Consider the following 25,046-nt stretch of genomic DNA (forward strand, 5'->3'; position numbering starts at 1 on the left):
AGGGCTTCATGCCCTGTTTTGCTTTATGGTGGTGCAGAAAGCTAAAGAGGAGGAGACGGTGAAAAAAACAGTACGCTTTGGCGAGCAGGCGGCGGTTCCGGCCATCGGGCTGGGCACGTGGTATATGGGCGAAAATGCGGCGCAGCGTCAGCAGGAAGTGGCTGCACTGCGTGCGGGCATCGACCATGGACTGACGGTGATCGATACGGCGGAAATGTACGCTGACGGCGGGGCGGAGGAAGTGGTGGGCCAGGCGATCCGCGGCCTGCGCGACCGGGTGGTGCTGGTCTCCAAAGTCTATCCCTGGCATGCCGGCGGAGCGGCGATGCGTCGCGCCTGTGAAAACAGTCTGCGCCGGCTGCAGACCGACTATCTCGATATATATCTTCTGCACTGGCGGGGTGATATTCCGCTGCAGGAGACGGTTGAGGCGATGGAGAAGCTGGTGGCCGAGGGCAAGATCCGCCGCTGGGGCGTCTCTAATCTGGACACCGACGATATGCAGGCGCTGTGGCGGACGGCGGGTGGCGAACGCTGCGCGACCAACCAGGTGCTCTATCATCTCGCATCGCGGGGCATTGAATACGATCTCCTGCCCTGGTGCCAGCAGCACACTCTGCCGGTGATGGCCTACTGCCCGCTGGCGCAGGCGGGGCGCTTACGCGATGGACTTTTTCAGCATACCGATATCATTAATATGGCTAACGCGCGGGGGGTGACAGTCGCGCAGCTGCTGCTCGCCTGGGTGATTCGTCATCCGGGAGTGCTGGCGATCCCGAAAGCGGCCAGTATTGAGCATGTGGTGCAGAATGCTGCCGCGCTCGATATCGTCCTCAGTGCGGAAGAGCTCGCGCAGCTGGATCGCCTCTATCCGCCACCGCCGCGAAAAACCCGGCTGGATATGGTTTAATCAGCACCTCAGCCAGAGGAGAAAAAAGCCCCGTCGGGAACGGGGCTTTTTGCTGTTAGCGTTTTTTCAGGCTGATGGTCTGCGCCAGGCGAGAGGGGGTCTCTTCGCTGGCTTTCTGCGGCTGGGTCACGCAACAGGTTTCGACGCAAACGAAGGTTTTGTAACCATCGTCCGGCATGTCGCCCATGCTGACGGACAGCGCCGGGCCCGGGTTCCAGGCCACCACGTTGTGCTGATGATGATGCACTACGTCGATAGTGCGGTTAAGCGCATCGTCATGGATCACGCTGCAGCTGTCAGCGTTAAGGTAGACGCGGTCGGTGCGGTCCGGGAAGGTCTGCACGCCGTTGCTCAGGACGCCTTCTTCGGCATTCTTCACTTTATCGATATAGCGCTCGCCAAGACCACTCACTTTCACCGCTGCGATATCGCCGACGTTGAAGTAGGTATGCAGGGCAGAGGTGGTCTCGAATTCACCGTGGGCTTCCAGCTCGATTTCACAGGTCTTGCCCAGCTTAAAGCGGGCATAGAGGGTGAATTCGTGCGGCCAGAGCTTCATGGTTTCGGCGCTGTGCTGGAGCGCAAAGGTCAACATGACGCCGCTGTCGTCTTCGTCATGACCTTCCAGGGTCCATGGCAGATTGCGGGCAAAGCCGTGCGACGGCAGACCCTGCTGCGCGGAAGGGCCAAACCAGGGCCAGCAAATCGGCACGCCGCCGCGCAGGGCGACGCCCTGTTTAAATGGGGTGTTGTTGCTCAGCCACAAGACTTCTTCTTCACCGGCGGGTTTCCAGGAGAGCAGGTGCGCTCCCTGCAGCGCCACAGAGGCTTTCACCTGCGGATGGTCGATGACAATCAGCTCCAGGTCGTCCAGCTGGCGACGGGAGATCACGGGAGAAATGGTTTCATTCACCGGGAGAGCAAAAATTTTATTTATCATTGTGCAATCCTATCTCTGCAGACAAAAAAAAGAGCGACCGAAGTCGCTCTTACAGATTACTTTTTCATCTCAACTTATTTGGAGATGTGAGCAATCAGGTCCAGAACTTTGTTGGAGTAGCCAGTTTCGTTGTCGTACCAGGAAACCAGTTTCACGAAGTTGTCGTTCAGTGCGATACCTGCTTTAGCATCGAACACGGAAGTGCAAACTTCGCCGTTGAAGTCGGTAGAAACAACGTCGTCTTCGGTGTAACCCAGAACGCCTTTCATTGCGCCTTCAGAAGCGGCTTTGATGGCTTTCTTGATTTCTTCGTAGGACGCTGCTTTTTCCAGACGAACGGTCAGGTCAACAACGGATACGTTCGGAGTCGGAACGCGGAACGCCATACCGGTCAGTTTGCCGTTCAGTTCTGGCAGTACTTTACCTACTGCTTTAGCAGCACCGGTAGAGGACGGGATGATGTTCTGAGCTGCGCCGCGGCCGCCGCGCCAGTCTTTGTGAGACGGGCCATCAACGGTTTTCTGAGTCGCGGTGGTCGCGTGGACGGTGGTCATCAGGCCTTCAACGATACCGAAGTTGTCGTTGATAACTTTAGCCAGCGGTGCCAGGCAGTTGGTGGTGCAGGAAGCGTTGGAAACGATGTCCTGGCCAGCGTAAGTTTCGAAGTTAGCGCCGCGAACGAACATCGGGGTGTTGTCTTTGGACGGGCCAGTCAGAACGACTTTTTTCGCGCCAGCGGTGATGTGTTTACGAGCGGTTTCGTCGGTCAGGAAGATACCGGTTGCTTCAGCAACAACGTCAACACCAACTTCGTCCCACTTCAGGTTAGCCGGGTCACGTTCAGCGGTAACACGGATTTTTTTACCGTTAACGACCAGATGACCGTCTTTCACTTCAACGGTACCGTCGAAACGACCGTGAGTGGAGTCATACTTCAGCATGTAAGCCATGTACTCTGCGTCTAACAGGTCGTTGATTGCAACGATCTCGATGTCAGAACGTTTCTGAGCAGCACGGAAAACAATGCGACCGATACGGCCAAAACCGTTGATACCTACTTTGATAGTCATATATTCCACCAGCTATTTGTTAGTGAATAAAAGGTTGCCTGTAAAATTACAAAAACCTTACGCAGCGTCAAGCGGAATCGTGTCAATCATTGCGACAAATCAATCCTGAGCACACCTTGCGCGATTGATTTGCCTCACTCTCCCTTTGAGCCCAATTCCATATGGGGGCTGCGCGCGGAATTTTAAAGGGCATTTAAGATAAAAACGTGATTTAAGTCACAATTATCTGGCTGCCTGTTGGCACCGCATAAGTTTAGAACAAAAGTGCACGCTTCATTGTTAATGTTTTGTTAGAATTGGAGCGAAAGTTGTCCATTGCAAAGCGAGATGTAAGCCCATGGCGAATAAACCCTCCCCGGAAGAGCTGAAAAACGGCTTAAGCGAAATGCAGTTTTACGTGACGCAGCATCACGGCACCGAACCGCCTTTCACCGGACGGCTGCTGCACAACAAGAAAAATGGCGTGTATCACTGCCTGGTGTGCGATGCGCCGCTGTTTAACTCCCAAACCAAATACGACTCCGGTTGCGGCTGGCCGAGCTTCTATGAGCCGGTGAGCGATGAGGCCATTCGCTATCTGACCGACAATTCGCACGGCATGCAGCGCATTGAAATCCGTTGTGGAAATTGTGACGCCCATCTCGGCCACGTATTTCCGGATGGCCCACAGCCGACCGGCGAGCGCTATTGTGTGAATTCGGCGTCGCTGAGCTTCACTGATGAGCAGAATGGCGAGCAGATTAAGGGTTGAAGAAACGATTCAGCAAATTATTCCAAGCGGAGTGGAGCGGAAGATGGATATTGAGCAAATTATCGACAGTATGACGCCGGAAGTTTACCAGCGTCTGGCGACGGCGGTGGAGCTGGGAAAATGGCCGGATGGCGTGGCGCTGACGCCGGAGCAAAAGGAAAATAGCCTGCAGCTGGTGATGCTGTGGCAGGCCCGGTATAACACCGACGCCCAGCACATGACCATCGACACCCGCGGGCAGATGGTGATGAAGAGTAAACAGCAGCTGAAGGAAGATTTCGGCATCGTGCCAAAGCCGATCGCCACCGTTAAGCTGCAATAAAGCGCCAGCCGGCGGCGCGTGGTTCCGGCGTCGGGGTCACCCCGGGCCGGACAGCATCAGCGTGAACGACCGCGCGCAGCGGCCAGATCGGCATGCTTACTTTTTGTTCATCATCGCTTTCAGATCGGCAAACGGGTTGTAGGTGGCCTCACCGACGCTCTTTTGCGCATCTTCGCCCGCCACCACCGTGGAGCCATACTGATCGGCTTCGGTGTACTTGGAATGTTCGTGATCGTGACAATACAGGCACAACATCTCCCAGTTACTCCCATCTTCCGGGTTATTGGAGTGGTCGTGATCGATGTGGTGCACCGTCAGCTCGCGCAGATTGGAGTAGACAAACTCCCGTGAGCAGCGTCCGCACACCCAGGGAAAAAGCTTGAGCGCCTTTTCGCGGTAACCCACTTCCAGACGCGCGTAATTTTTGGGGATATAGGCCATGGCCCCCTGCCTCCTGTCAAACGGTTAAGCTGCGCCAGCGCGTGGCGCAGCGGATAACTGGCATCATAACCTATCCCGGGCTGCGCGATATACCTGCATTGCAGGCGATGCTGTCTGCGTCACGCAGCCCGAGGGGGAGGGTCGCGACTAGTGTTTGATCCCCAGCGATTCCGCCAGCTGACGGGCCAGCTGATTCTGGTCATCGGCGCCATATTCCCAGAACATGGCCCCGGCGAGGCCCTTCGCCTTGATATAGTCCGCCTTAATGGCCACCGATCGCGGGTTCTCATAGGACAGGGCGAACAGCGGCTTGCCCTCCGCGGACTGCACTGACAGCCACGGAACCTTCGCTTCATCGTCCCAGTGCTCGGTAAAACGTTTTTGCGGATCGTTGAGCAGTTTGCCCACGATATCGTTGTATTTTACGTAGGTGTCTTTGCTCAGGTCATAACCCAGCGAGGCAAACAGCGCGACCTCCTGTGGCCCAAAATAGGGCTGGGTGACCGGATTGTTTTGCGCATCCGCTTTCGTCCAGTCAATCCCCGGTTCAACTGCCCGTTTCGGTACCCGGCCATAAAAACCAATCCCGAGGTTCATCTGGCTGGGTTTAAGCCCGGCGGCCAGGTAATTGTTGACCACAAAATCGGCGCTGTATTTATCCGCCGCGGCGACCGTTGGCCAGTGGCTGGAGTCATACAGGTTCGAGTTGAAGTACTGCGTGCCGTAGGCCATGTCGTAGGTCATCAGGTTGATGTAGTCGAGCGATGGCGCAATCGCTTTAACGTCCACCCAACTTTTCGGACTTTCTGCGTTAGCCCCCACGGCAATAGTCACCAGTTTCCTGGTACCAAACGCTGCGCGCAGCTCTTTTAACAGCGCGGTAAAGTTATCGCGATCGGCCGGTTGGCTGGCAACCAGCCCCCAGGCGCCGTTGACCGGAAACTCCCAGTCGAGGTCAATCCCATCCAGACCATATTTTTCAACAATTTCCTGCGCAGACTGAATAAACACCTTACGGGTTTCTTTGCTTGCCGCCGCGCCGGAGAAACCGCGCGCCCCCCAGCCGCCGACCGACAGCAGGACCTTGAGGTCCGGGTTCTGTTTACGCAGGGCCGGGAGCTTTTGCAGATCCGCCTGCACCTTCGGCGACAGCCAGATCTCGTGCAGATGAGCAGGATCCTTCAGGGCCGCATTAGTCTCGTCTTTTTCATCGTTATAGATAAGACCAAACGAGTAGTTGAGATGGGTGATCTGCCGGACGTCCAGCTTATCGATATCGCCGCCGGGCCCGGCAGTGACGTCGCCGCCGCCGTTAAAATAGCCGACGGACATCAGGGGTTGGGCAGAGAGCGCAGAAGCGCAAAGCAAGGGCAAGGCTGCCAGCAAGGGCAAACGTTTCATAGTGGTTCCTCTTTGACATAAAAAATAACCACGCCACGGAAATGGCGTGGCGAAAAAACAGCCTTGCCAGACTACCAGCAATAACCTGTTGAAACTGCGAGAGAGTTCAATTTATGGACGATAGCGAGGCGGCAGAAGGCATCCTTTAGTGGTCAGTCATTGTCATTCCTTCATTTTCTCATAATGAAATTTGCTGTATTTGTGATCTGAGTTGTGAAATGCAGATCTATATCTGCGTTTTAAAGATTTAATGTTGACCTTGAAGATTGTGTGGTTAAGTATGACGACCATTGAAGCAAAACCACAAATCAACAAAGGAAGACGCAATGAAAGCACTGGCAAGATTTGGTAAGGCCTTTGGCGGCTATAAGATGATTGATGTACCGGAGCCGATTTGCGGCCCGGATGACATCGTGATTGAAATCAAAGCGGCGGCTATCTGCGGCGCTGACATGAAGCATTACAATGTTGATAGCGGATCGGATCAATTTAACTCCATCCGCGGCCATGAATTTGCCGGACAAATTGTCCGCATCGGCGACAAAGTCAAGGACTGGAAAGTCGGTCAGCGGGTGGTTTCTGACAACAGTGGGCACGTGTGCGGTGTATGTCCGGCCTGTGAACAAGGTGATTTTCTGTGTTGTACAGAAAAAGTTAATTTAGGACTTGATAACAACACCTGGGGGGGCGGATTTTCGAAATATTGCCTGGTGCCAGGTGAGATTCTCAAAATTCACCGCCATGCACTGTGGGAGATCCCGCAGGGCGTTGATTATGAAGAAGCCGCGGTGCTGGATCCTATCTGTAACGCTTACAAATCTATTGCTCAACAATCCAAATTTCTACCTGGCCAGGACGTCGTGGTTTTCGGTACCGGTCCATTAGGGCTCTTTTCCGTGCAAATGGCGCGCATCATGGGGGCCGTGAACATCGTCATGGTCGGACTGGAAGAGGATGTCGCGGTACGCTTCCCTATTGCCAAAGAGCTGGGGGCGACAGCGGTCGTCAACGGTTCGACCGAAGATGTGGTCACGCGTTGCCAGGAAATCTGCGGTAAAGACAACCTGGGCCTGGTTATCGAATGCTCCGGCGCTAATATTGCCCTCAAACAATCTATCGAAATGCTGCGCCCCAACGGGGAAGTGGTTCGCGTGGGCATGGGTTTCAAACCTCTTGATTTCTCCATCAACGACATTACCGCGTGGAACAAAAGCATCATTGGTCATATGGCCTACGACTCCACCTCCTGGCGTAATGCTATCCGCTTGCTGGCCAGCGGCGCGATCAAAGTCAAACCGATGATCACTCACCGTATCGGCCTGTCGCAATGGCGGGAAGGGTTTGACGCTATGGTCGATAAAACCGCGATTAAGGTCATCATGACCTACGACTTTGATGAATAAGCCCATTTATTAAAGGAAGGTTCCCGGATGGAACATATAGCAAAACCGCATTGTGGCGCGAGGCTGGATCGACTGCCAGATTGTCGCTGGCATTCGTCAATGTTTGCCATAGTCGCCTTCGGATTACTGGTCTGCTGGAGTAATGCCGTAGGCGGATTAATTCTCGCGCAGTTAAAAGAACTTGGCTGGACCGATAATTCCACCACCGCTACGTTTTCCGCCATTACGACTGCGGGAATGTTTCTCGGCGCGCTCGGTGGTGGGATCATTGGCGATAAAATCGGGCGTAAAAACGCATTTATTCTGTATGAAGCGATTCATATTATTGCCATGGTCGTTGGGGCGTTTTCACCGAATATGACCTTCCTGATCGCCTGCCGTTTTGTCATGGGGGTTGGATTAGGGGCGCTGCTGGTGACCCTGTTTGCCGGGTTCACCGAATATATGCCTGGCAGGAATCGCGGCACCTGGTCAAGCCGGGTCTCGTTTATCGGCAACTGGTCTTATCCGCTCTGTTCGCTCATCGCCATGGGATTGACGCCGTTAATTAGCGCTGAATGGAACTGGCGAGTACAGTTATTGATCCCGGCCGTACTGTCGCTAATGGCGACTATTATTGCCTGGCGTCGTTTCCCGGAGTCGCCTCGTTGGCTTGAGTCCCGCGGGCGCTACGCCGAAGCTGAAAAGGTGATGCGTGCCATTGAAGAAGGGGTTGTTCTGCAGACCGGCAAGCCGCTACCGCCTGTGGTAATTGAAGATGACGGCAAAGCCCCGCGCGCAGTTCCTTATTCGGCCTTATTAACAGGTGTGTTGCTGAAACGCGTTATTTTAGGTTCCTTTGTCCTGATCGCCATGAACGTTGTCCAGTATACCTTAATTAACTGGCTGCCGACGATATTTATGACCCAGGGCATTAATCTTAAAGACTCGATTGTCTTAAACACGATGAGTATGTTTGGCGCGCCGTTTGGGATTTTTATCGCCATGCTGGTCATGGATAAAATACCCAGAAAAACTATGGGGGTGGGGCTGTTGGTATTAATTGCCGGGCTGGGATATATCTATTCTCTGCAAACCAGCATGCTATTAATTACGTTAATTGGCTTCTTTCTGATTACGTTTGTGTATATGTACGTTTGCTACGCCTCGGCAGTCTATGTTCCGGAAATATGGCCGACAGAAGCGAAGCTTCGCGGTTCCGGTCTGGCGAATGCGGTTGGGCGTATCAGCGGTATCGCCGCTCCTTATGCGGTCGCGGTATTGCTTAACGGTTATGGCGTGACGGGGGTATTTGTTCTGCTGGGAACCGTCTCCATTATTGTCGCCATTGCCATTGCGACCATCGGAATTGAAACCAAAGGCGTCTCTGTCGAAAGTCTCGGTATTGATGCAGTTACCAGCAAATAATATTGACGGGAAATAAAATGAAAAATTCAAAAGCGATATTAAAAACCCCGGGTACGATGAAAATTATTGCCGCCGATATCCCGGTACCCAAAGAGCATGAAGTGCTGATCAAAGTTGAATACGTTGGTATTTGCGGTTCAGATGTTCACGGGTTTGAATCGGGCCCTTTTATTCCGCCGAAAGACCCAAACCAGGAAATTGGTCTCGGGCATGAATGTGCCGGTACGGTGGTGGCGGTGGGAAGTCGCGTCAGTAAATTTAAACCGGGCGACCGGGTGAACATTGAACCCGGCGTGCCGTGCGGCCACTGCCGCTACTGTCTGGAGGGGAAATACAACATCTGCCCTGATGTCGACTTTATGGCCACGCAGCCTAACTATCGCGGCGCGCTAACCCACTATCTATGCCATCCGGAAAGCTTCACTTACAAGCTACCCGATAACATGGGCACCATGGAAGGCGCGCTGGTAGAGCCTGCGGCGGTAGGGATGCATGCCGCAATGCTGGCTGACGTGAAGCCTGGCAAGAAAATCGTCATCCTGGGGGCCGGCTGTATTGGCTTAATGACCCTGCAAGCCTGTAAGTGTTTAGGGGCAACCGACATCGCCGTTGTCGATGTTCTGGAAAAACGTCTGGCCATGGCCGGGAAGCTTGGGGCGACGACCGTCATCAACGGTGCGAAAGAGGACACCGTCGCCCGCTGCCAGCAGTTCTCCGGCGATATCGGGGCAGACATTGTTTTTGAAACGGCCGGCTCGGCGATCACCGTGAAGCAGGCTCCGTATCTGGTGATGCGCGGCGGGAAAATCATGATCGTTGGTACGGTTCCCGGAGATTCGGCGATTAATTTTCTCAAAATTAACCGTGAAGTCTCAATTCAGACCGTTTTCCGCTATGCCAACCGCTATCCGGTCACCATTGAAGCCATTTCCTCCGGGCGTTTCGAAGTCAAGTCGATGGTGACGCATATTTATGATTATGAAGATGTTCAGCGCGCGTTTGACGAGTCTGTTAACAACAAACGCGAAATTATCAAAGGCGTTATTAAAGTTAACCATTAATTTATTGAAAAGGGAGAAGCAACCATGCTGGCCGATATTAAATATTGGGAAAACGATGCCCAGAATAAACATTACGCGATTGCCCACTTTAATGTTTGGAATGCGGAAATGTTAATGGGGGTCATTGATGCGGCAGAAGAGTCTAAATCGCCGGTAATTATCTCTTTCGGTACCGGTTTTGTGGGTAATACCTCGTTTGAAGATTTTTCGCATATGATGGTATCGATGGCTAAAAAAGCCTCGGTGCCGGTTATTACCCATTGGGATCACGGGCGTAGCATGGAGATTATCCACAACGCCTGGGTCCATGGTATGAATTCGCTGATGCGCGATGCCTCCGCCTTTGATTTCGAAGAAAATATTCGCCTGACTAAAGAGGCGGTGGACTTCTTCCACCCTCTGGGCATTCCGGTTGAAGCGGAGTTAGGCCACGTGGGGAATGAAACGGTTTATGAAGAAGCGTTGGCGGGCTACCACTATACTGACCCGAGCCAGGCGGCGGAGTTCGTCGAACGTACCGGCTGCGACTCTTTGGCGGTGGCAATTGGTAACCAGCATGGGGTTTATACCTCAGAACCCAAACTGAATTTTGAGGTGGTTAAACGCGTACGCGAGGCGGTATCCGTTCCGCTGGTGCTGCACGGCGCGTCCGGTATTAGCGATGCGGATATCAAAAAAGCTATTTCATTAGGCATTTCGAAAATCAATATCCATACCGAACTGTGTCAGGCGGCAATGGCGGCGGTGCAGGAGAATCAGAATCAGCCTTTCCTGCACGTTGAGCGCGAGGTCCGCAAAGCGGTTAAAGTGCGCGCTCTGGAGAAAATCAAACTGTTTGGCTCTGACGGTAAAGCGGAATGACAATATGGAGAATATCGAGGTTATTTGTATCGGGGCAGCTATTGTTGATATTCCCCTTCAACCGGTGAGTAAAAATATCTTTGATGTTGACTCTTACCCATTAGAACGCATTGCCATAACCACGGGAGGGGATGCGATTAATGAAGCGACAATTATTTCTCGTCTCGGTCATCGCACGGCGTTAATTAGCCGCGTGGGCGATGACGCGCCAGGACATTTTATTGTCGATCACTGTCGGCGGGAGAATATTGATATTCAGAGCCTGAAGCAGGATGCCGATATTGATACTTCCATTAATGTGGGTTTAGTCACCGCCGATGGTGAACGTACTTTTGTCACCAATCGCAACGGCAGCCTGTGGAAACTAAATATTAACGATGTTGATTTAGACCGCTTCTCGCAGGCAAAGGTGCTGTCGCTGGCGAGTATTTTTAATAGCCCGCTGCTCGATGGTAAAGCATTAACGGAGATTTTTACGCAGGCGAAAGCGCATCGGTTAATTATTTGCGCCGATATGATTAAGCCCCGCCTTAACGAAACGCTGGAAGATATTCGCCATGCGCTGAGCTACGTGGATTATCTGTTTCCCAACTTTGAAGAGGCGAGACTTCTCACCGGGAAAGAGACGCTGGATGAAATTGCCGACAGCTTCCTCGACTGCGGCGTGAAAACGGTAGTGATCAAGTCCGGCAAGAGAGGCTGCTTTATCAAGCGTGCCGATATGAAAATGGAGGTCCCTGCGGTGTCGGGAATTACCGCCATCGACACTATCGGCGCGGGGGATAATTTTGCCTCGGGATTTATCTCCGCGCTGCTTGAAGGCAAGCCGCTGCGCGAGTGCGCGTTGTTTGCTAACGCAACGGCCGCAATATCGGTACTGAGCGTGGGTGCCACAACGGGCGTGAAAAACAGAAAGCTGGTTGAACAACTTCTCGACGAATACGAAGGGTAATAGCGGCAGATGAAAATGATTCCTTTAGGCAGTACGGATATTAAACTTTCCCGCATGGGATTAGGGACATGGGCTATTGGCGGCGGTCCGGCATGGAACGGCGATCTCGATTTGCAGGTTTGCATCGATACCATTGTCGAGGCGCATCGCTGCGGCATTAATCTGATTGATACCGCGCCGGGATACAATTTTGGCAACAGTGAAGTGATTGTCGGGCAGGCGCTGAAAAAGCTGCCGCGTAACGATATCGTTGTCGAAACCAAATGTGGCATCGTCTGGGAGCGGACGGGCAGCCTGTTTAACAAAGTTGGCGATCGTCAGCTGTACAAAAATCTCACGCCTGAGTCGATTCGCGAAGAGGTGGAAGCCAGCCTGCAAAGGCTGGGTATCGACACCATTGATATCTATATGACCCACTGGCAGTCCGTAGAGCCCTGTTTTACGCCGATTGCGGAAACTGTAGATACGCTGAACGCACTGAAAAAAGAGGGGAAAATTCGTTCTATCGGTGCGGCGAACGTCGATGCCGGGCATATCAGGGAGTATCTCAAACACGGTGAGCTGGATATCATCCAGGCCAAGTACAGCATCCTTGACCGGGCGCTGGAAGGTGAACTGCTGCCGTTATGCCAGCAGAATGGCATCATTGTGCAGGTCTATTCACCGCTTGAGCAGGGGCTGTTGACCGGGACTATCGGCCGGGATTATGTTCCCGGCGGCGCGCGGGCTAACAAAGTCTGGTTCCAGCGGGAAAATATGCTGCGGGTAATGGATATGCTCGAGGAGTGGCGGCCGCTGTGTGCAAAATACCACTGCACGATCCCCGCGCTGGCGCTGGCGTGGATTTTAAAACAGAGCGACTTAATCACCTTGCTGAGTGGCGCAACGTCACCAGAGCAAGTTCGCGAGAATACTGATGCATTAACTATCGCCTTGACTGATGAGGATTCACTATTAATGCGTGAAATGGCAGTAGCGCTGGATACGAAGTAATGGGAGAACGGCCTGGCCTCTGTTTCTGTGTAATAGAGTATTAAAATCTGTGATTCAGACAGGTTCTTTTGAAAATAAACATAGCCTGTGAGATACTACGGTCTTATTATTACGTTGCAGGAAACAGAGGTGTTATCGTGGCGGCAAAAGACAGGATTCAGGCCATCAAGCAAATGGTGGCTAATGATAAGAAAGTGGTGGTTTCTCATTTAAGCTCAATTTTTCAGGTCACGGAGGAAACTATTCGCCGCGATCTTGAAAAGCTCGAAGATGAGGGTTTTCTGACCCGTACGTATGGCGGTGCGGTATTAAACACCACCGCATTATCCGATAACATTCATTTTTATAAACGCGCAAAGTCTTTCTTTGAAGAGAAACAGACCATTGCCCGTAATGCATTACCATTTATTAAGAATAAAACCACTATGGCTGCTGATTCCAGCAGTACGGCGATGGAGTTATTAAAACTGCTGAAGGAAAGAAACGATCTCACGTTGTTAACCAACTCGGCGGAAGCTTTTCACGAGCTGGCGCAGTCGGAAATTAACGTTGTTTCTACCGGCGGTGAACTGAATAAAAATACGCTGTCGCTGCAGGGAAGAATCACTAAGGAAATTATCAGTCGTTATCACGTTGATATTATGGTAATGAGCTGTAAAGGGCTGGATATGAAGAACGGAGCGCTTGACTCCAACGAAGCAGAAGCGGAAATCAAGAAAACGATGATTCGCCAGGCGACGGAAGTGGCGCTGTTGGTCGATCACTCTAAGTTCGATCGTAAAGCTTTTGTCCAGTTGGTAGATTTTAGCCATATTAATTACCTTATAACCAATAAGGCACCAGGTGCGGAATGGATAGCATTTTGTAAAGAGAATAATATTCAACTCGTTTATTAGCTTTATTGCTATTCCGATTAATATTATTTTAGTTTGCGCCTGGGTAATGCCATAAAAATTTAATGATGATGGATGGCGCGGCAAAAGTGACTCTGCCGCTGTCGCCATATTTTATATTTTAGCTGAAATTGAGGCATCCAGATGGAACAATGTGACCCTATCGGCGCAAGATTAGACCGCTTACCTTTATCGCGATTTCATTTTCGTATTTTTGGTATCATCAGTTTTAGTTTATTAATCACCGGTTTTCTCAGCTATTCTGGCAACGTGGTGCTGGCAAAGTTAGTCAGCAACGGCTGGTCAAATAATTACCTCAATGCGGCATTTACCTCAGCGCTGATGTTTGGCTATTTTATAGGTTCGCTAACCGGCGGTTTTATAGGCGATTATCTCGGGCGACGTAAGGCATTTCGCCTGAATTTGCTGATCGTCGGGATTTCGGCCTGTGCGGCAGCCTTTGTGCCCAACATGTACTGGCTTATCTTTTGCCGCTGTCTGATGGGCTGTGGAATGGGGGCGTTAATAATGATAGGTTATGCTTCATTTACCGAGTTTATTCCACCCGCAGTGCGCGGAAAATGGTCCGCCCGGCTCTCTTTTGTCGGTAACTGGTCGCCCATGCTATCGGCGGCAATTGGCATAGTGGTGATTGCTTTTTTAAGCTGGCGGATAATGTTTCTGCTCGGCGGCGCGGCTATGCTGCTTGCCTGGTATCTGTCGGGAAGATATTTTATTGAGTCTCCGCGCTGGCTGGCGGGTAAAGGGCAGCGAAGCGCGGCTGAAAAGCATCTCCAGCAGGTAGAGTCGCAAATCGAGAAAGAGAAAAACATCATCTTACCGGCCTGGCAAAGCGCGGAACATAGGGCGGAGGTGGGTGTGGAAAGCGGCTCTTTCTGGTTGTTGTTTAAAGGTCACATGCTGCGGCGAACGCTGGTGGCAATTACGGTGCTCATCGCGATGAACATTTCGCTCTATACTATTACGGTGTGGATCCCGACAATTTTTGTTAATTCGGGGATCGACGTGACAAAGTCAATCTTGATGACCGCGATTATTATGATTGGTGCGCCGGTGGGTATATTTATTGCCGCGCTGATTATCGACCGTTTTCCGCGGCGATTGTTTGGCTCATCGTTGCTGATTATTATTGCGCTTCTCGGCTACTTCTATTCGATTCAAACCGCAGAGTGGGCCATCTTAAGCTATGGCCTGGTGATGATTTTTTTCCTGTACATGTACGTCTGCTTTGCCTCGGCGGTGTACGTGCCTGAGTTGTGGCCAACGCATCTCCGGTTGCGCGGTTCAGGCTTTGTCAACGCGGTAGGGCGGATTGTCGCCGTCTTTACCCCCTACGGTGTCGCGGTCCTGTTGACCCGCTCCGGGGCGATTACGGTTTTTATGGTGCTCGGGGTAATGCTGGTGCTCTGCGCGCTAATCCTGTTCTGCTTTGGCATCGAAACGCGCAAGATCTAGCTGGAGGAGATTTCAACGCTGGCCTGAGAAAAGTGCCGACAGGAAGAATGCCTGTCGGCACAGATTACGCGTGGGTTTCCCGCCAGTCATCGAGGGTATACAGCGTGGCGCCCGCGGCGGCCATCTCCATAAACGCCTGGCTGCTGTCCTGCGGCTGCAGGTTAACGCCGCGACAGCCGTCGATGATGACATTGACCGTATAGCCCAGCGCCAGGGCATCCAGCACGGTGAATTTGACGCAGTAATCGGTGGCGAGGCCGAGGACGGTCAGTTCCACGATGCCCTGGCCGCGCAGCCAGCCGTCCAGTTCAGTTTTCTGCCGGTGACCGTTGTCAAAAAAAGCGCTGTAGCTGTCAATGACCCGGTTTTGCCCCTTATGGAACACGGCGTTGATCGCCTGCTGTTTGAGCAGCGGATGCAGCGCCGCGCCTTCGCTGTGCTGTACGCAGTGATCCGGCCAGAAGGTCTGCGCCAGGCCGTCGAGTTCGCCCTGGGTGTAGGGTTCCACCTGGTGCTGGCTGGCGAAGCTGCCATGATCCGCCGGGTGCCAGTCCTGGCTGGCGACGATGGGCTCGCCGCGCGCCAGGCTCCAGTCGATAAGCGCATTAGCCACCTCGACGGTACTGTCGCCTTCAGGAACCGCCAGCGCGCCGCCGGCGCAAAAGTCGTTCTGCAAATCAACCAGTAACAGCGCTCGATGTGCCATACGTCCTCCTTAAGCCTCGTCGGGGGTGAGTTCGCCACGCAGATTTTGCTGCATCGCCGCGCGAATGGCGTCAACATCCAGCTGCTGGCTAAGCAGATAGTGTAGCTTGGTCAGCGTCGCTTCCACCGTCATATCGAAACCACTGATGACCCCCGCCTGGGCGAGGGCGTTGCCGGTGGCATAGCCGCCCATGTTCACTTTCCCGGACATGCACTGCGTCAGATTGACCACCACAATACCGCGCTGGCTGGCTTCCGCCAGCACCTGAATAAACTCGCCATTCTGTGGGGCATTGCCGACGCCATAGGAGCGGAGGATCAGCGCTTTCACCGGCTGGCGCAGGAAATTGCGTACCACGTCGGCGGAGATGCCGGGGTAAATCGTCACCACGCCAATCGGCTGCGGGGTGATGGGGTGCACGATAAGCTCTCCGCGGCCCTGCGGCGCCGGCGGGGTACCGAGGCGGCGGATATGGATCCCGGCTTCCAGCAGCGGCGCGAGGTTTGGCGAGGCGAAAGCGTCGAAGCCGTCGGCGTGGGCTTTAGTGGTGCGGTTGCCGCGAAACAGTCGATTGTTGAAGAACAGCGCTACTTCGTTAATCGGATAGTTGGCGGCAACGTAGAGAGCGTTGAGCAGGTTAATCTGACCATCAGAACGCAGCTCGGCCAGTGGGATTTGTGACCCTGTCACAATGACCGGCTTGCCAAGGTTTTCCAGCATGAACGACAGCGCCGAAGCGGTAAACGCCATGGTGTCGGTACCATGGAGGATCACAAAGCCATCATACTCATCGTAATGGCTGCGGATATCGTCGGCGATGTGCTGCCAGTCCTCGGGGGTCATATCGGATGAATCCATCAGCGGATGGTATTCATGGATCGTGAAGTCCGGCATCTCCGGACGATGGAATTCAGGCATCAGCGCCAGCTGACGCTGCAGATGGCCGGAAACGGGTACATAGCCGTGTTCAGAGCGCTGCATACCGATGGTCCCACCGGTGTAGGCAACGTAAATCGATTTTTTTTGCATAGCATCGCTTAGGTTGGTCGTAGACAGGCGCAGTATAAAGAGACGCGGGAAAAAATACAGTGTTGGCCGCTCGCTTTGTGGCGGCGCTGGCAGGTGCGGGAAAAAGGCTGCCCCGGGAGACGGGGCAGCCGCTGCGTACTAACGGATGTTGGCGCAGGTCAGGCAAAAGGCATAGCGGTTCTGCGGGTCGTTAAACGCCGCCAGCTTGTCGCTCTCCGCTTTCACCGTCTCGGCCGCCGCGGCGACTGGTGCAGGCAGCCAGGCCTGAATGGCCGCCGGCAGCGAGGCGCGTACCGAGCCGGTCAGGCTATCCAGCACCATCGAGAAGAAGGTCGGCTCTTCCTGATAGTAGTTGAGGTGCCAGGTTTTCAGCTTCGCCAGCTCGGCGGCTTTAGCCACCGCATCGTCGAAGTCGCCGAGGCTGTCGACCAGGCCGTTGGCTTTGGCATCTTCCCCGGTCCAGACGTGTCCCTGGGCAATCTGGTCGATTTTCTCCGGCGTGCTCTTACGGGCGTTAGCCACCAGGGTGATAAAGCGCTGATAGCCATTCTCAATGCTCAACTGCATCAGCTGCTGCACTTCCGGCGGCAGCGCTTTGGTGCTGGAGACATCCGCCAGCGGCGACGTGGCGACGCCGTCGGTATGGACGCCAATCGACCCGAGGGTATTTTCCACGGTGTTGATTACGCCAAAGATGCCGATGGAGCCGGTGAGGGTGCTCGGGTTCGCGACGATGTAATCCGCTGGGGTGGAGATCCAGTAGCCGCCAGATGCAGCCATGCCGCCCATCGAGACCACTACCGGTTTACCGGCGGCTTTGGCTGCAGCCAGCTCTTCACGGATAATTTCTGAGGCGGTCACGCTACCGCCCGGGCTGTTAACGCGCAGAACGATGGCCTTAATTTTCGGGTCGAGGCGCGCATCGCGAATTTGCGCCGCCGTGGTATCGCCACCAACGTTGCCCGGGGTCTCCTCGCCATCCATGATGGCGCCGTTGGCAAAGATCACCGCAATGGCGGAACCTTCGTCAGACGGTGTCTTCACGTTGTAGTCGTAATAGCTGATCGCCCGGTAATTGTTATCCGTTTTGCTCCAGCCAAACTGTTTGGTCAGCGCCTTTTCCACTTCCGTGGAGGTCGCCAGCTCATCCACCAGCTTATTGTCCAGCGCATATTTTGCCGTATCGCCGCCCACTTTACGCAGGCCATCGATAATGCCCTGGGCGCCCGGGAATAGCTGCTGGGCGGTGATCTGGCGGTTGGCGGCAATGGTGTTGAGGTAGTTCTGCCACAGTTCGCCAATCCAGCGGCTGTCCGCCTCGCGGGCGGCAGGGGACATATCATCGCGAATGAAAGGCTCGACGGCGGATTTATAGGTGCCGACGCGGAAGACATGGGTGGAGACCTTCAGCTTATCCAGCAGTGATTTGTAGTACAGCCCATTGGTGGCGAAGCCGTGCAGGTCAACCTCGCCCTGCGGTGAGAGCCAGATTTTGTTGGCAAAGCTCGCCAGGTAGTACTGGCCCTGGCTGTAGCTGCTGCCGACGGCATAGACCGGTTTGCCGCTGTCGCGGAACTCACGCAGCGCTTTACCGATGTACTGCATGGACGGCTGATCGCCGCCAACGAAGTTTTTCAGATCCAGCACAATACCGGTGATATTGCGGTCATCTTTCGCCTGGCGAATGGTCTGCACGATATCGAACAGAGAGTTCTCCTGCAGACGGTCCGAGCTGGCGCCAAACAGCTGGCGGCCAATTACGCCGAGCTTGCTGCTGGCGGAAGGTTTATCCACCACCACGCCGGTAATATCCAGCAACAGCGCGCCGCGCGCGGCATGTTCGCTGGTAGTGGTGCTGAACTGGCTCCAGATACCGATACACACCAGCACCAGCACCAGGAAGATCGCATTCAGAGCCAGTTTGCGAATAAAGTTGAGTATCCGCCACGTCCATTTAAAAAAGCTGGCAATCAGTCGCCAAAGGGTTCGCATGTCTTCTCCCTAACGTTATCTAAAAAGGGCAGGCCGCAGGGGCCGCCGCGTCTGGCTATCCTAAAGAGTGAGCCGTCGGTTGTCAGCAGGAATCACCGACCACGCTGTAACAAAATCCTTGTGCATGTTAATTTTATGAAAAATGACATCACAGGAGTTATACAGATGGATGCTCTCGATCTACTGCTTAATCGCCGGAGCGCTTCTCGCCTGGCGGAACCTGCCCCGGCTGGCGAACAGCTGGAAAACATTCTGCGCGCCGGGCTGCGCGCCCCGGATCATGGCACCCTGCAGCCGTGGCGCTTTTTTATTATCGCCGATGACGGCCGCGAGCGCTTCAGCCAGCTGCTGGAAAAAGGGGCCACAGAGGCCGGCCAGGATGAGAAGGGAATAGAGAAAGCCCGCAATGCGCCGTTCCGCGCGCCGCTGATCATTACCGTAGTCGCGCGCTGTGAAGACCACCCGAAGGTGCCGCGCTGGGAGCAGGAGATGTCCGCTGGCTGTGCGGTGATGGCGATGCAGATGGCGGCCCTGGCCCAGGGATTCAATGGCATCTGGCGCAGCGGAGCATTGACCGAGAGCCCGGTGGTGCGGGCCGGCTTCGCGTGCCGCGAGCAGGATAAAATTGTCGGCTTCCTCTATCTGGGGACGCCGCAGCTAAAAGCCTCAACCACCATTGCCCTGCCGGATACCGCGCCGTTTGTGACGCGCTTCTGAGTCGGTGCTTGTGATGCCGGGTGGCGGCTGGCGCCTTACCCGGCCAACGCATCCGGCTCTGACTGTCTGTAGGCCCGCGCAAGCGCAGCGCCGCCGGGCAAGGACAGCGGGCACGGAGCCGATTTTGTGCCGGGTGGCGGCTCGCGCCTGACCCGGCCTACGTTCGTACGACCTGTCGTTAATTTATTTACCATTGTTGCTGAAACTGCCGGTGCTGACGGCCTCAACATCGCTGAGACGTTCCCGGCAGGCCGGGGCAGCCCGCATGGATGCGGGCTGAGGGCCGTGTTTTGCAGGGACGCTGCCTCGGCCCGACCCGAAGCCTGCAGGGATAAGTCGAAGGCACCGCGCAGTGGCGATGTTGCTGGCCGGAGCCCGGGGGTACAGGGGGCGGCGGCGACTGGCCGCCCCCTGTGCGCTCCCTGCGCCATGAGTGACATAACGCAGACGATTAACCGGGAGCGCAAACTACGCTGAAGCCACCGATAACATAAACAACCACACTGCAGTGCTTCCCCTCACCCTGGCCCTCTCCCGGAGGGAGAGGGAACCGTCCGGCTGGCCGCGCAAGCGCAGCGCCGCCGGGCGATGACGTTACTTCTGCGTTTTGGCGAATTCGTCTTTGGCTTTCTGCAACTGCTGCTGGAAGGCCGGGTTGGTGTGCAGCGTAGCGACCACCGCGGAGCCGACGATGCGCGCCGCATCGACATCGCTCTGCCAGTGATAGCCGCAGATCACCCGGCTCTCGCCGAGCTCATAGCCGCGCTTCAAAATTTCATTTTGCCGCTGCGGGTTGATCTCCGCCAGCACCAGGGCGGTGGCCCAGCCGATAGAGGTATGCCCGGACGGGTAAGAGCCGTTTTTCGACAGCTTGTCCTGCTCGGTGGTGTTGCAGGTGGAGACGCCATAGAACGCAAACGGGCGAATGCGCATGTATTTCTCTTTCGCGCCGCGGGTCGCCAGATCGCCGGCGTCTTCAATCATATTGGTCAGCAGTTTGTGGAGCTGAGGCGCGTCTTTCTCGGTGATTGGGGAACCAAAGGCGCTGGAGAAGGCATTGGCCACGCCGCCCGCGCTGAGGTTGGCATCCTCTGCCGCCAGCTTCCCGCGCTCGGTATTGCGCAGCAGACGCCCCTGCTCATACATCGCCTGATCGTTTAAGAACGTGATACTGCCCACCGCCGGCGGCGGTGGCAACAGCGCCAGGCTGTCGATGGCCTGGGCATTGGTCAGATAGTAGAGATCGGGCTTGGTGGTGACATCGTTCCCGGCGGGAACCAGAGCAAAGGCGTTAACGGAGAAGAAACTGGCCAGGCAAAGGGCAAGAACACGCTTTTTCATTAGAATTTCCTTACGTCATAATCATTCCAGAGAAGACAGTCCTGTGTTGTCACATTTCTGTCATCTTTAAGTAAAAGTGAAAATGGTCGGGAAAAAATTGCCGTGTCTCGCAAAAACGGCTTTTTGTCTGCTTAATGAGCAACCATACGTGATTTCAGACTGTCGTACTTACCACCCTGGCGTTTGGGCGCTAACATAGCGGGATTGCAATGACAGGAGATGTCCATGAGCGAGCAAGCCATTCGTTTAACGCAATACAGCCACGGAGCCGGTTGTGGTTGTAAAATTTCCCCGAAGGTGCTGGAAACCATCCTGCATAGCGAGCAGGCGAAGTTTGTCGATCCGAACCTGCTTGTCGGCAACGAAACCAGCGACGATGCCGCCGTCTACGATCTTGGTAACGGCACGTCAATCGTTAGCACCACCGATTTCTTTATGCCGATCGTCGATAATCCGTTCGACTTTGGCCGTATCGCCGCCACCAACGCCATCAGCGATATTTTCGCCATGGGCGGGAAACCGATTATGGCGATTGCCATCCTTGGCTGGCCGATCAACACCCTGGCGCCGGAAATTGCCCGTGAAGTGGTGGAGGGCGGGCGCTTTGCCTGCCAGCAGGCCGGGATCGCGCTGGCAGGCGGCCATTCCATTGACGCTCCGGAGCCGATCTTCGGTCTGGCGGTCACCGGCGTGGTGCCCACCGAGCGCATCAAGAAAAACAGCACTGCGCAGGCGGGCTGCAAACTGTATCTCACCAAACCGCTGGGGATCGGTGTGCTGACCACCGCGGAGAAAAAATCGCTGCTCAAGCCAGAGCATCAGGGACTGGCGACGGAGACCATGTGCCAGATGAACCTCGCCGGCGCCGCGTTTGCCGCCATCGACGGAGTGAAGGCGATGACCGACGTCACCGGCTTTGGCCTGCTCGGCCATCTTAGCGAGGTGTGCCGCGGGGCCGGCGTGCAGGCGCAGCTGCGCTATGCCGATATCCCAAAACTGCCGGGGGTGGAAGGCTATATTGCCGCCGGCGCGGTGCCGGGCGGCACCGGGCGCAACTTTGCCAGCTACGGCCATCTGATGGGCGAGATGCCGGCGGAGTGGCGGGACCTGCTGTGCGATCCGCAGACCTCCGGCGGCCTGCTGCTGGCGGTGACTCCGGAAGCGGAAGCCGAAGTCCAGGCCGCTGCGGCGGAGTTCGGCATTAAGCTGGCCGCCATCGGCGAGCTGGTCACCGCCCGCGGCGGACGACCCATGATCGAGATCCGTTGATTCGATGCGGTTGTTTATTGCGGAAAAACCGAGTCTCGGTCGGGCTATCGCCGATGTGTTGCCTAAACCGCACCGCAAAGGCGATGGCTATATTGAGTGCGGCAACGGGCAGGTGGTCACCTGGTGTATCGGCCATCTGCTGGAGCAGGCGCAGCCGGACGTCTATGACAGCCGCTATGCCCGCTGGAATCTCACCGACCTGCCGATTGTGCCGGAGAAATGGCAGCTACAACCCAAACCCTCGGTCACCAAACAGCTCAATGTGATCAAGCGTCTGCTTGGCGAGGCGCAGGAAGTGATCCATGCCGGCGACCCCGACCGTGAGGGGCAGCTGTTGGTGGACGAAGTACTCGATTACCTGCAGCTGGCACCGGAGAAGCGTCAGCAGGTGCAGCGCTGTCTGATTAACGATCTCAACCCGCAGGCGGTGGAGCGGGCGATCAATCGCCTGCGCGCCAACAGCGAGTTCGTGCCGCTCTGCGTGTCGGCGCTGGCGCGGGCGCGTGCCGACTGGCTGTACGGCATCAATATGACCCGCGCCTATACTCTGCTGGGGCGCAACGCCGGCTATCAGGGGGTACTGTCCGTGGGGCGGGTGCAGACCCCGGTACTTGGCCTGGTGGTTCGCCGTGATGAAGAGATTGAAAACTTCGTCGCCAAAGACTTCTTCGACGTGAAGGCGCATATCGTCACGCCGCAGGAGGAACGTTTTGTCGCCACCTGGGTGCCAAGCGAAGCCTGCGAACCTTATCAGGATGAAGAAGGGCGTCTGCTGCATCGTCCACTGGCTGAGCACGTGGTTAAGCGCATCGAAGGCCAGCCGGCGCTGGTGACCGGCTATAACGATAAGCGCGATTCCGAACCCGCGCCGCTGCCGTTCTCGCTGTCGGCGCTACAGATTGAGGCGGCCAAACGTTTCGGCTTCAGCGCGCAAAACGTGCTGGATATCTGCCAGAAGCTGTACGAAACCCACAAGCTCATTACCTACCCGCGTTCGGATAGCCGCTACCTGCCGGAAGAGCACTTCGCCGGCCGTCATGCGGTGCTGAATGCGATTGCCGTCCATGCGGCGGACCTGCTGCCGCAGCCGGTGATGGATCCGGAGATCCGCAACCGCTGCTGGGATGATAAAAAGGTCGATGCGCACCATGCGATTATCCCGACCGCCCGCAGCAGCCAGGTCAAGCTCACCGATAACGAAGCGAAGGTCTACCACCTGATCGCCCGGCAGTATCTGATGCAGTTCTGCCCGGACGCGGTGTTCCGCAAATGCCAGATTGACCTCGAGATCGCCAACGGCAAGTTTGTCGCCAAGGCGCGTTTTCTGGCAGAGGCTGGCTGGCGGACGCTGCTGGGCAGCAAAGAGCGCGATGAAGAGAACGACGGCACGCCGCTGCCGGTGGTGGCCAAAGACGATGAACTGCTGTGCGAGAAGGGCGAAGTGGTGGAGCGTCAGACGCAGCCGCCGCGCCACTTTACCGACGCCACGCTGCTGTCGGCGATGACCGGGATTGCCCGTTTCGTGCAGGATAAAGATCTGAAGAAGATCCTACGCGCCACCGACGGTCTCGGCACAGAAGCGACCCGCGCCGGGATTATCGAGCTGCTGTTCAAGCGCGGTTTCCTGACCAAAAAGGGGCGTTATATCCACTCCTCGGACGCTGGCCGGGCGCTGATTCACTCCCTGCCGGAGATGGCCGCGCGTCCGGATATGACCGCCCACTGGGAATCGGTCCTGACGCAGATCAGCGAAAAGCAGTGCCGCTATCAGGACTTTATGCAGCCGCTGGTGGGGACGCTGTTCCAGCTGATCGATCAGGCGCGGAGCACGCCGGTGCGTCAGTTCCGCGGCCTGGCCGCGCCAGCCGGGGCGAAAAAACCGTTCACTAAAGGTAAAGGCAAGCCGAAAGGGAAAAAAGCGGCAGACGATGCTGCGCCGCCGCCGCAGTAACCCGCCGGTGGTCGCGAGGATGCGAATCCCCGCGGCCACCGCTTCTCCGCCAGCCAGGTCAATGGTCTACACTAAACAGCCGGGCAGGGCTTGACGACTTTCCCCCCTGAATGCGTCTTCGCGCTTGCCGATAATGTTGCTCATTTCTCTCACCGGCGATAAGGAGGACCCGTGAAATATATCGCTATTAGCCAACCGGGCGGCCCTGAGGTATTGCAGATCCGCGAAGGAGAAATCCCTGCTATTGGGGAGAATGAGGTGCTCATTGAGGTGAAGGCCGCCGGCGTCAACCGGCCGGATATCCTGCAGCGCCAGGGGCTGTACCCTATGCCCAAGGGCGTCACCCCCGTACCTGGCCTGGAGGTGGCGGGCGTTGTGGTTGAGGTCGGCGCGCAGGTCACAGCGTTTGCGCCCGGCGATCGCGTTTGTGCGCTCACCAACGGCGGCGGCTATGCCGAATACTGCGCCGTGCCGGCAGGCCAGACGCTGCCGATCCCGGCGGGCCTCAGCTTTAGCGAAGCGGCCGCCATTCCGGAAACGTTCTTCACCGTCTGGGCGAATGTCTTCCAGCTGGGTAAGCTGCAGCCTGGCGAAAGCATCCTGATCCACGGCGGCGCCAGCGGGATTGGCACCACCGCGGTCCTGCTGTGCCACGCGCTGGGGATGACCGTCTATGCCACCGTTGGCCAGGACGAAAAAATCGCTGCCCTACGTCCCTATGCTACGGCGATTAACTACAAAACCGATGATTTTGCGGAAAAAATCGGCCAGCTGACCCACGATGAAGGCGTGGATGTCGTTCTGGATATCGTTGGCGGCCCTTACTTTAACCGCAACCTTGGACTACTGAAAAAGGATGGACGGCTGGTGATCATCGGCTTTATGGGCGGACGAATCGCTCATGAGGTTGATATTCAGACCCTGATGCTCAAACGAGCCACCGTCACCGGCTCAACCATGCGCGGCCGGACGGCGGCGGAGAAACAGGAGATTGCCGAGGCGCTGCGGCGCCACGTCTGGCCGCTGCTTGAGGCAGGGAAATGCAAGCCGATGATCTACGCCAGCTACCCGATGGCGGAGGTTGCCGAGGCCCATGCTTGTCTGGACAGTGGTCAGCATCTGGGGAAAGTGGTGATCACGATGACGTCGTGAGACGCATC

23 protein-coding genes are annotated in these 25,046 nt (G+C 55.6%); 15 read left to right on the forward strand and 8 right to left on the reverse strand.

Annotated features, from left to right (window positions below):
- The first annotated feature begins 25 nt into the window (after positions 1 to 25).
- A complete protein-coding gene (locus tag A1WC_RS15685; RefSeq protein ID WP_016160737.1) occupies positions 26 to 910 on the forward strand; it encodes an aldo/keto reductase in 885 nt (294 codons plus the stop codon).
- Positions 911 to 965: 55 nt separating this feature from the next.
- Here A1WC_RS15685 and A1WC_RS15680 read toward each other — a convergent pair whose 3' ends face one another.
- Positions 966 to 1,850 (reverse strand): D-hexose-6-phosphate mutarotase, encoded by an 885-nt coding sequence (locus A1WC_RS15680; RefSeq protein ID WP_008807629.1) that lies wholly within the window; start codon positions 1,848 to 1,850, stop codon positions 966 to 968.
- Positions 1,851 to 1,924: 74 nt separating this feature from the next.
- On the reverse strand, positions 1,925 to 2,920 hold the full coding sequence (gapA, locus tag A1WC_RS15675) for a glyceraldehyde-3-phosphate dehydrogenase (protein ID WP_008807628.1): 996 nt from the start codon (positions 2,918 to 2,920) through the stop codon (positions 1,925 to 1,927).
- Between the two features lie 337 nt (positions 2,921 to 3,257).
- Between gapA and msrB the strand changes: the two genes are divergently transcribed.
- Together msrB and A1WC_RS15665 are read left to right on the forward strand one after the other, a co-directional pair.
- Positions 3,258 to 3,671: a peptide-methionine (R)-S-oxide reductase MsrB gene (gene msrB / locus A1WC_RS15670; protein WP_008807627.1), complete on the forward strand. Its 414-nt coding sequence runs from the start codon at positions 3,258 to 3,260 to the stop codon at positions 3,669 to 3,671.
- Positions 3,672 to 3,714: 43 nt separating this feature from the next.
- Entirely contained in the window at positions 3,715 to 3,993 is a 279-nt protein-coding gene (locus A1WC_RS15665) for a YeaC family protein (protein ID WP_004203787.1), read from the forward strand.
- 96 nt (positions 3,994 to 4,089) lie between these two features.
- Here A1WC_RS15665 and yajD read toward each other — a convergent pair whose 3' ends face one another.
- Positions 4,090 to 4,434: an HNH nuclease YajD gene (gene yajD / locus A1WC_RS15660; RefSeq protein ID WP_002901254.1), complete on the reverse strand. Its 345-nt coding sequence runs from the start codon at positions 4,432 to 4,434 to the stop codon at positions 4,090 to 4,092.
- A 147-nt stretch (positions 4,435 to 4,581) separates the two neighbouring features.
- Complete coding sequence (locus tag A1WC_RS15655) at positions 4,582 to 5,835, reverse strand: glycoside hydrolase family 18 protein (RefSeq protein ID WP_012968474.1); 1,254 nt, start codon at positions 5,833 to 5,835, stop codon at positions 4,582 to 4,584.
- A 326-nt stretch (positions 5,836 to 6,161) separates the two neighbouring features.
- Here A1WC_RS15655 and A1WC_RS15650 point away from each other — a divergent pair, with 326 nt between their 5' ends.
- The 8 genes from A1WC_RS15650 to A1WC_RS15615 all read left to right on the forward strand — a co-directional run bounded on the left by A1WC_RS15650 (position 6,162) and on the right by A1WC_RS15615 (position 14,881).
- Positions 6,162 to 7,238, forward strand: a complete 1,077-nt coding sequence (locus A1WC_RS15650) for a zinc-binding dehydrogenase (RefSeq protein WP_002901258.1) — start codon at positions 6,162 to 6,164, stop codon at positions 7,236 to 7,238.
- A 27-nt stretch (positions 7,239 to 7,265) separates the two neighbouring features.
- A complete protein-coding gene (locus tag A1WC_RS15645; RefSeq protein ID WP_002901260.1) occupies positions 7,266 to 8,645 on the forward strand; it encodes an MFS transporter in 1,380 nt (459 codons plus the stop codon).
- Positions 8,646 to 8,662: 17 nt separating this feature from the next.
- Positions 8,663 to 9,706, forward strand: a complete 1,044-nt coding sequence (locus A1WC_RS15640) for an NAD(P)-dependent alcohol dehydrogenase (protein WP_016160738.1) — start codon at positions 8,663 to 8,665, stop codon at positions 9,704 to 9,706.
- A gap of 24 nt (positions 9,707 to 9,730) precedes the next feature.
- Positions 9,731 to 10,567 (forward strand): ketose-bisphosphate aldolase, encoded by an 837-nt coding sequence (locus A1WC_RS15635; protein ID WP_016160739.1) that lies wholly within the window; start codon positions 9,731 to 9,733, stop codon positions 10,565 to 10,567.
- 4 nt (positions 10,568 to 10,571) lie between these two features.
- Complete coding sequence (locus tag A1WC_RS15630) at positions 10,572 to 11,519, forward strand: carbohydrate kinase family protein (RefSeq protein ID WP_016160740.1); 948 nt, start codon at positions 10,572 to 10,574, stop codon at positions 11,517 to 11,519.
- Between the two features lie 9 nt (positions 11,520 to 11,528).
- On the forward strand, positions 11,529 to 12,512 hold the full coding sequence (locus tag A1WC_RS15625) for an aldo/keto reductase (RefSeq protein ID WP_016160741.1): 984 nt from the start codon (positions 11,529 to 11,531) through the stop codon (positions 12,510 to 12,512).
- Between the two features lie 137 nt (positions 12,513 to 12,649).
- The gene (locus A1WC_RS15620; protein WP_002901274.1) at positions 12,650 to 13,408 is read left to right on the forward strand and encodes a DeoR/GlpR family DNA-binding transcription regulator; all 759 of its coding nucleotides are present in this window, start codon (positions 12,650 to 12,652) and stop codon (positions 13,406 to 13,408) included.
- 141 nt (positions 13,409 to 13,549) lie between these two features.
- A complete protein-coding gene (locus A1WC_RS15615) occupies positions 13,550 to 14,881 on the forward strand; it encodes an MFS transporter (RefSeq protein WP_016160742.1) in 1,332 nt (443 codons plus the stop codon).
- Between the two features lie 64 nt (positions 14,882 to 14,945).
- Here the strand turns inward: A1WC_RS15615 and pncA are convergent, their stop codons facing one another.
- The 3 genes from pncA to sppA form a co-directional block, all read right to left on the reverse strand.
- Positions 14,946 to 15,587: a bifunctional nicotinamidase/pyrazinamidase gene (gene pncA / locus A1WC_RS15610; RefSeq protein ID WP_016160743.1), complete on the reverse strand. Its 642-nt coding sequence runs from the start codon at positions 15,585 to 15,587 to the stop codon at positions 14,946 to 14,948.
- Between the two features lie 9 nt (positions 15,588 to 15,596).
- Positions 15,597 to 16,616 (reverse strand): asparaginase, encoded by a 1,020-nt coding sequence (gene ansA, locus A1WC_RS15605; protein WP_008807624.1) that lies wholly within the window; start codon positions 16,614 to 16,616, stop codon positions 15,597 to 15,599.
- Positions 16,617 to 16,754: 138 nt separating this feature from the next.
- Entirely contained in the window at positions 16,755 to 18,608 is a 1,854-nt protein-coding gene (gene sppA, locus A1WC_RS15600; RefSeq protein WP_008807623.1) for a signal peptide peptidase SppA, read from the reverse strand.
- A 165-nt stretch (positions 18,609 to 18,773) separates the two neighbouring features.
- Here sppA and A1WC_RS15595 point away from each other — a divergent pair, with 165 nt between their 5' ends.
- Positions 18,774 to 19,325: an NAD(P)H nitroreductase gene (locus A1WC_RS15595; protein ID WP_008807622.1), complete on the forward strand. Its 552-nt coding sequence runs from the start codon at positions 18,774 to 18,776 to the stop codon at positions 19,323 to 19,325.
- 594 nt (positions 19,326 to 19,919) lie between these two features.
- Here the strand turns inward: A1WC_RS15595 and phoC are convergent.
- Entirely contained in the window at positions 19,920 to 20,666 is a 747-nt protein-coding gene (phoC, locus tag A1WC_RS15590) for an acid phosphatase PhoC (RefSeq protein WP_016160744.1), read from the reverse strand.
- A gap of 225 nt (positions 20,667 to 20,891) precedes the next feature.
- On the opposite strand from phoC, the gene selD reads away from it, so the two are divergent.
- The 3 genes from selD to A1WC_RS15575 all read left to right on the forward strand — a co-directional run bounded on the left by selD (position 20,892) and on the right by A1WC_RS15575 (position 25,038).
- The gene (gene selD / locus A1WC_RS15585) at positions 20,892 to 21,935 is read left to right on the forward strand and encodes a selenide, water dikinase SelD (RefSeq protein ID WP_012542093.1); all 1,044 of its coding nucleotides are present in this window, start codon (positions 20,892 to 20,894) and stop codon (positions 21,933 to 21,935) included.
- 4 nt (positions 21,936 to 21,939) lie between these two features.
- Complete coding sequence (locus A1WC_RS15580) at positions 21,940 to 23,886, forward strand: DNA topoisomerase III (protein ID WP_016160745.1); 1,947 nt, start codon at positions 21,940 to 21,942, stop codon at positions 23,884 to 23,886.
- Between the two features lie 171 nt (positions 23,887 to 24,057).
- Positions 24,058 to 25,038, forward strand: coding sequence for an NAD(P)H-quinone oxidoreductase (locus A1WC_RS15575; RefSeq protein ID WP_016160746.1), 981 nt, complete (start codon positions 24,058 to 24,060; stop codon positions 25,036 to 25,038).
- The last annotated feature ends 8 nt before the right edge of the window (positions 25,039 to 25,046 follow it).

This window comes from Klebsiella sp. KTE92, from assembly GCF_000398905.1.
Taxonomy (GTDB): Bacteria; Pseudomonadota; Gammaproteobacteria; order Enterobacterales; family Enterobacteriaceae; genus Klebsiella; species Klebsiella variicola.

Bases quoted from the DNA above. Each gene is read 5' to 3' on its own strand.
- A1WC_RS15685 (WP_016160737.1), top strand. From the start codon at position 26: ATGGTGGTGCAGAAAGCTAAAGAGGAGGAGACGGTGAAAAAAACAGTA.
- A1WC_RS15680 (WP_008807629.1), bottom strand. From the start codon at position 1,850: ATGATAAATAAAATTTTTGCTCTCCCGGTGAATGAAACCATTTCTCCC.
- gapA (WP_008807628.1), bottom strand. From the start codon at position 2,920: ATGACTATCAAAGTAGGTATCAACGGTTTTGGCCGTATCGGTCGCATT.
- msrB (WP_008807627.1), top strand. From the start codon at position 3,258: ATGGCGAATAAACCCTCCCCGGAAGAGCTGAAAAACGGCTTAAGCGAA.
- A1WC_RS15665 (WP_004203787.1), top strand. From the start codon at position 3,715: ATGGATATTGAGCAAATTATCGACAGTATGACGCCGGAAGTTTACCAG.
- yajD (WP_002901254.1), bottom strand. From the start codon at position 4,434: ATGGCCTATATCCCCAAAAATTACGCGCGTCTGGAAGTGGGTTACCGC.
- A1WC_RS15655 (WP_012968474.1), bottom strand. From the start codon at position 5,835: ATGAAACGTTTGCCCTTGCTGGCAGCCTTGCCCTTGCTTTGCGCTTCT.
- A1WC_RS15650 (WP_002901258.1), top strand. From the start codon at position 6,162: ATGAAAGCACTGGCAAGATTTGGTAAGGCCTTTGGCGGCTATAAGATG.
- A1WC_RS15645 (WP_002901260.1), top strand. From the start codon at position 7,266: ATGGAACATATAGCAAAACCGCATTGTGGCGCGAGGCTGGATCGACTG.
- A1WC_RS15640 (WP_016160738.1), top strand. From the start codon at position 8,663: ATGAAAAATTCAAAAGCGATATTAAAAACCCCGGGTACGATGAAAATT.
- A1WC_RS15635 (WP_016160739.1), top strand. From the start codon at position 9,731: ATGCTGGCCGATATTAAATATTGGGAAAACGATGCCCAGAATAAACAT.
- A1WC_RS15630 (WP_016160740.1), top strand. From the start codon at position 10,572: ATGGAGAATATCGAGGTTATTTGTATCGGGGCAGCTATTGTTGATATT.
- A1WC_RS15625 (WP_016160741.1), top strand. From the start codon at position 11,529: ATGAAAATGATTCCTTTAGGCAGTACGGATATTAAACTTTCCCGCATG.
- A1WC_RS15615 (WP_016160742.1), top strand. From the start codon at position 13,550: ATGGAACAATGTGACCCTATCGGCGCAAGATTAGACCGCTTACCTTTA.
- pncA (WP_016160743.1), bottom strand. From the start codon at position 15,587: ATGGCACATCGAGCGCTGTTACTGGTTGATTTGCAGAACGACTTTTGC.
- ansA (WP_008807624.1), bottom strand. From the start codon at position 16,616: ATGCAAAAAAAATCGATTTACGTTGCCTACACCGGTGGGACCATCGGT.
- sppA (WP_008807623.1), bottom strand. From the start codon at position 18,608: ATGCGAACCCTTTGGCGACTGATTGCCAGCTTTTTTAAATGGACGTGG.
- A1WC_RS15595 (WP_008807622.1), top strand. From the start codon at position 18,774: ATGGATGCTCTCGATCTACTGCTTAATCGCCGGAGCGCTTCTCGCCTG.
- phoC (WP_016160744.1), bottom strand. From the start codon at position 20,666: ATGAAAAAGCGTGTTCTTGCCCTTTGCCTGGCCAGTTTCTTCTCCGTT.
- selD (WP_012542093.1), top strand. From the start codon at position 20,892: ATGAGCGAGCAAGCCATTCGTTTAACGCAATACAGCCACGGAGCCGGT.
- A1WC_RS15580 (WP_016160745.1), top strand. From the start codon at position 21,940: ATGCGGTTGTTTATTGCGGAAAAACCGAGTCTCGGTCGGGCTATCGCC.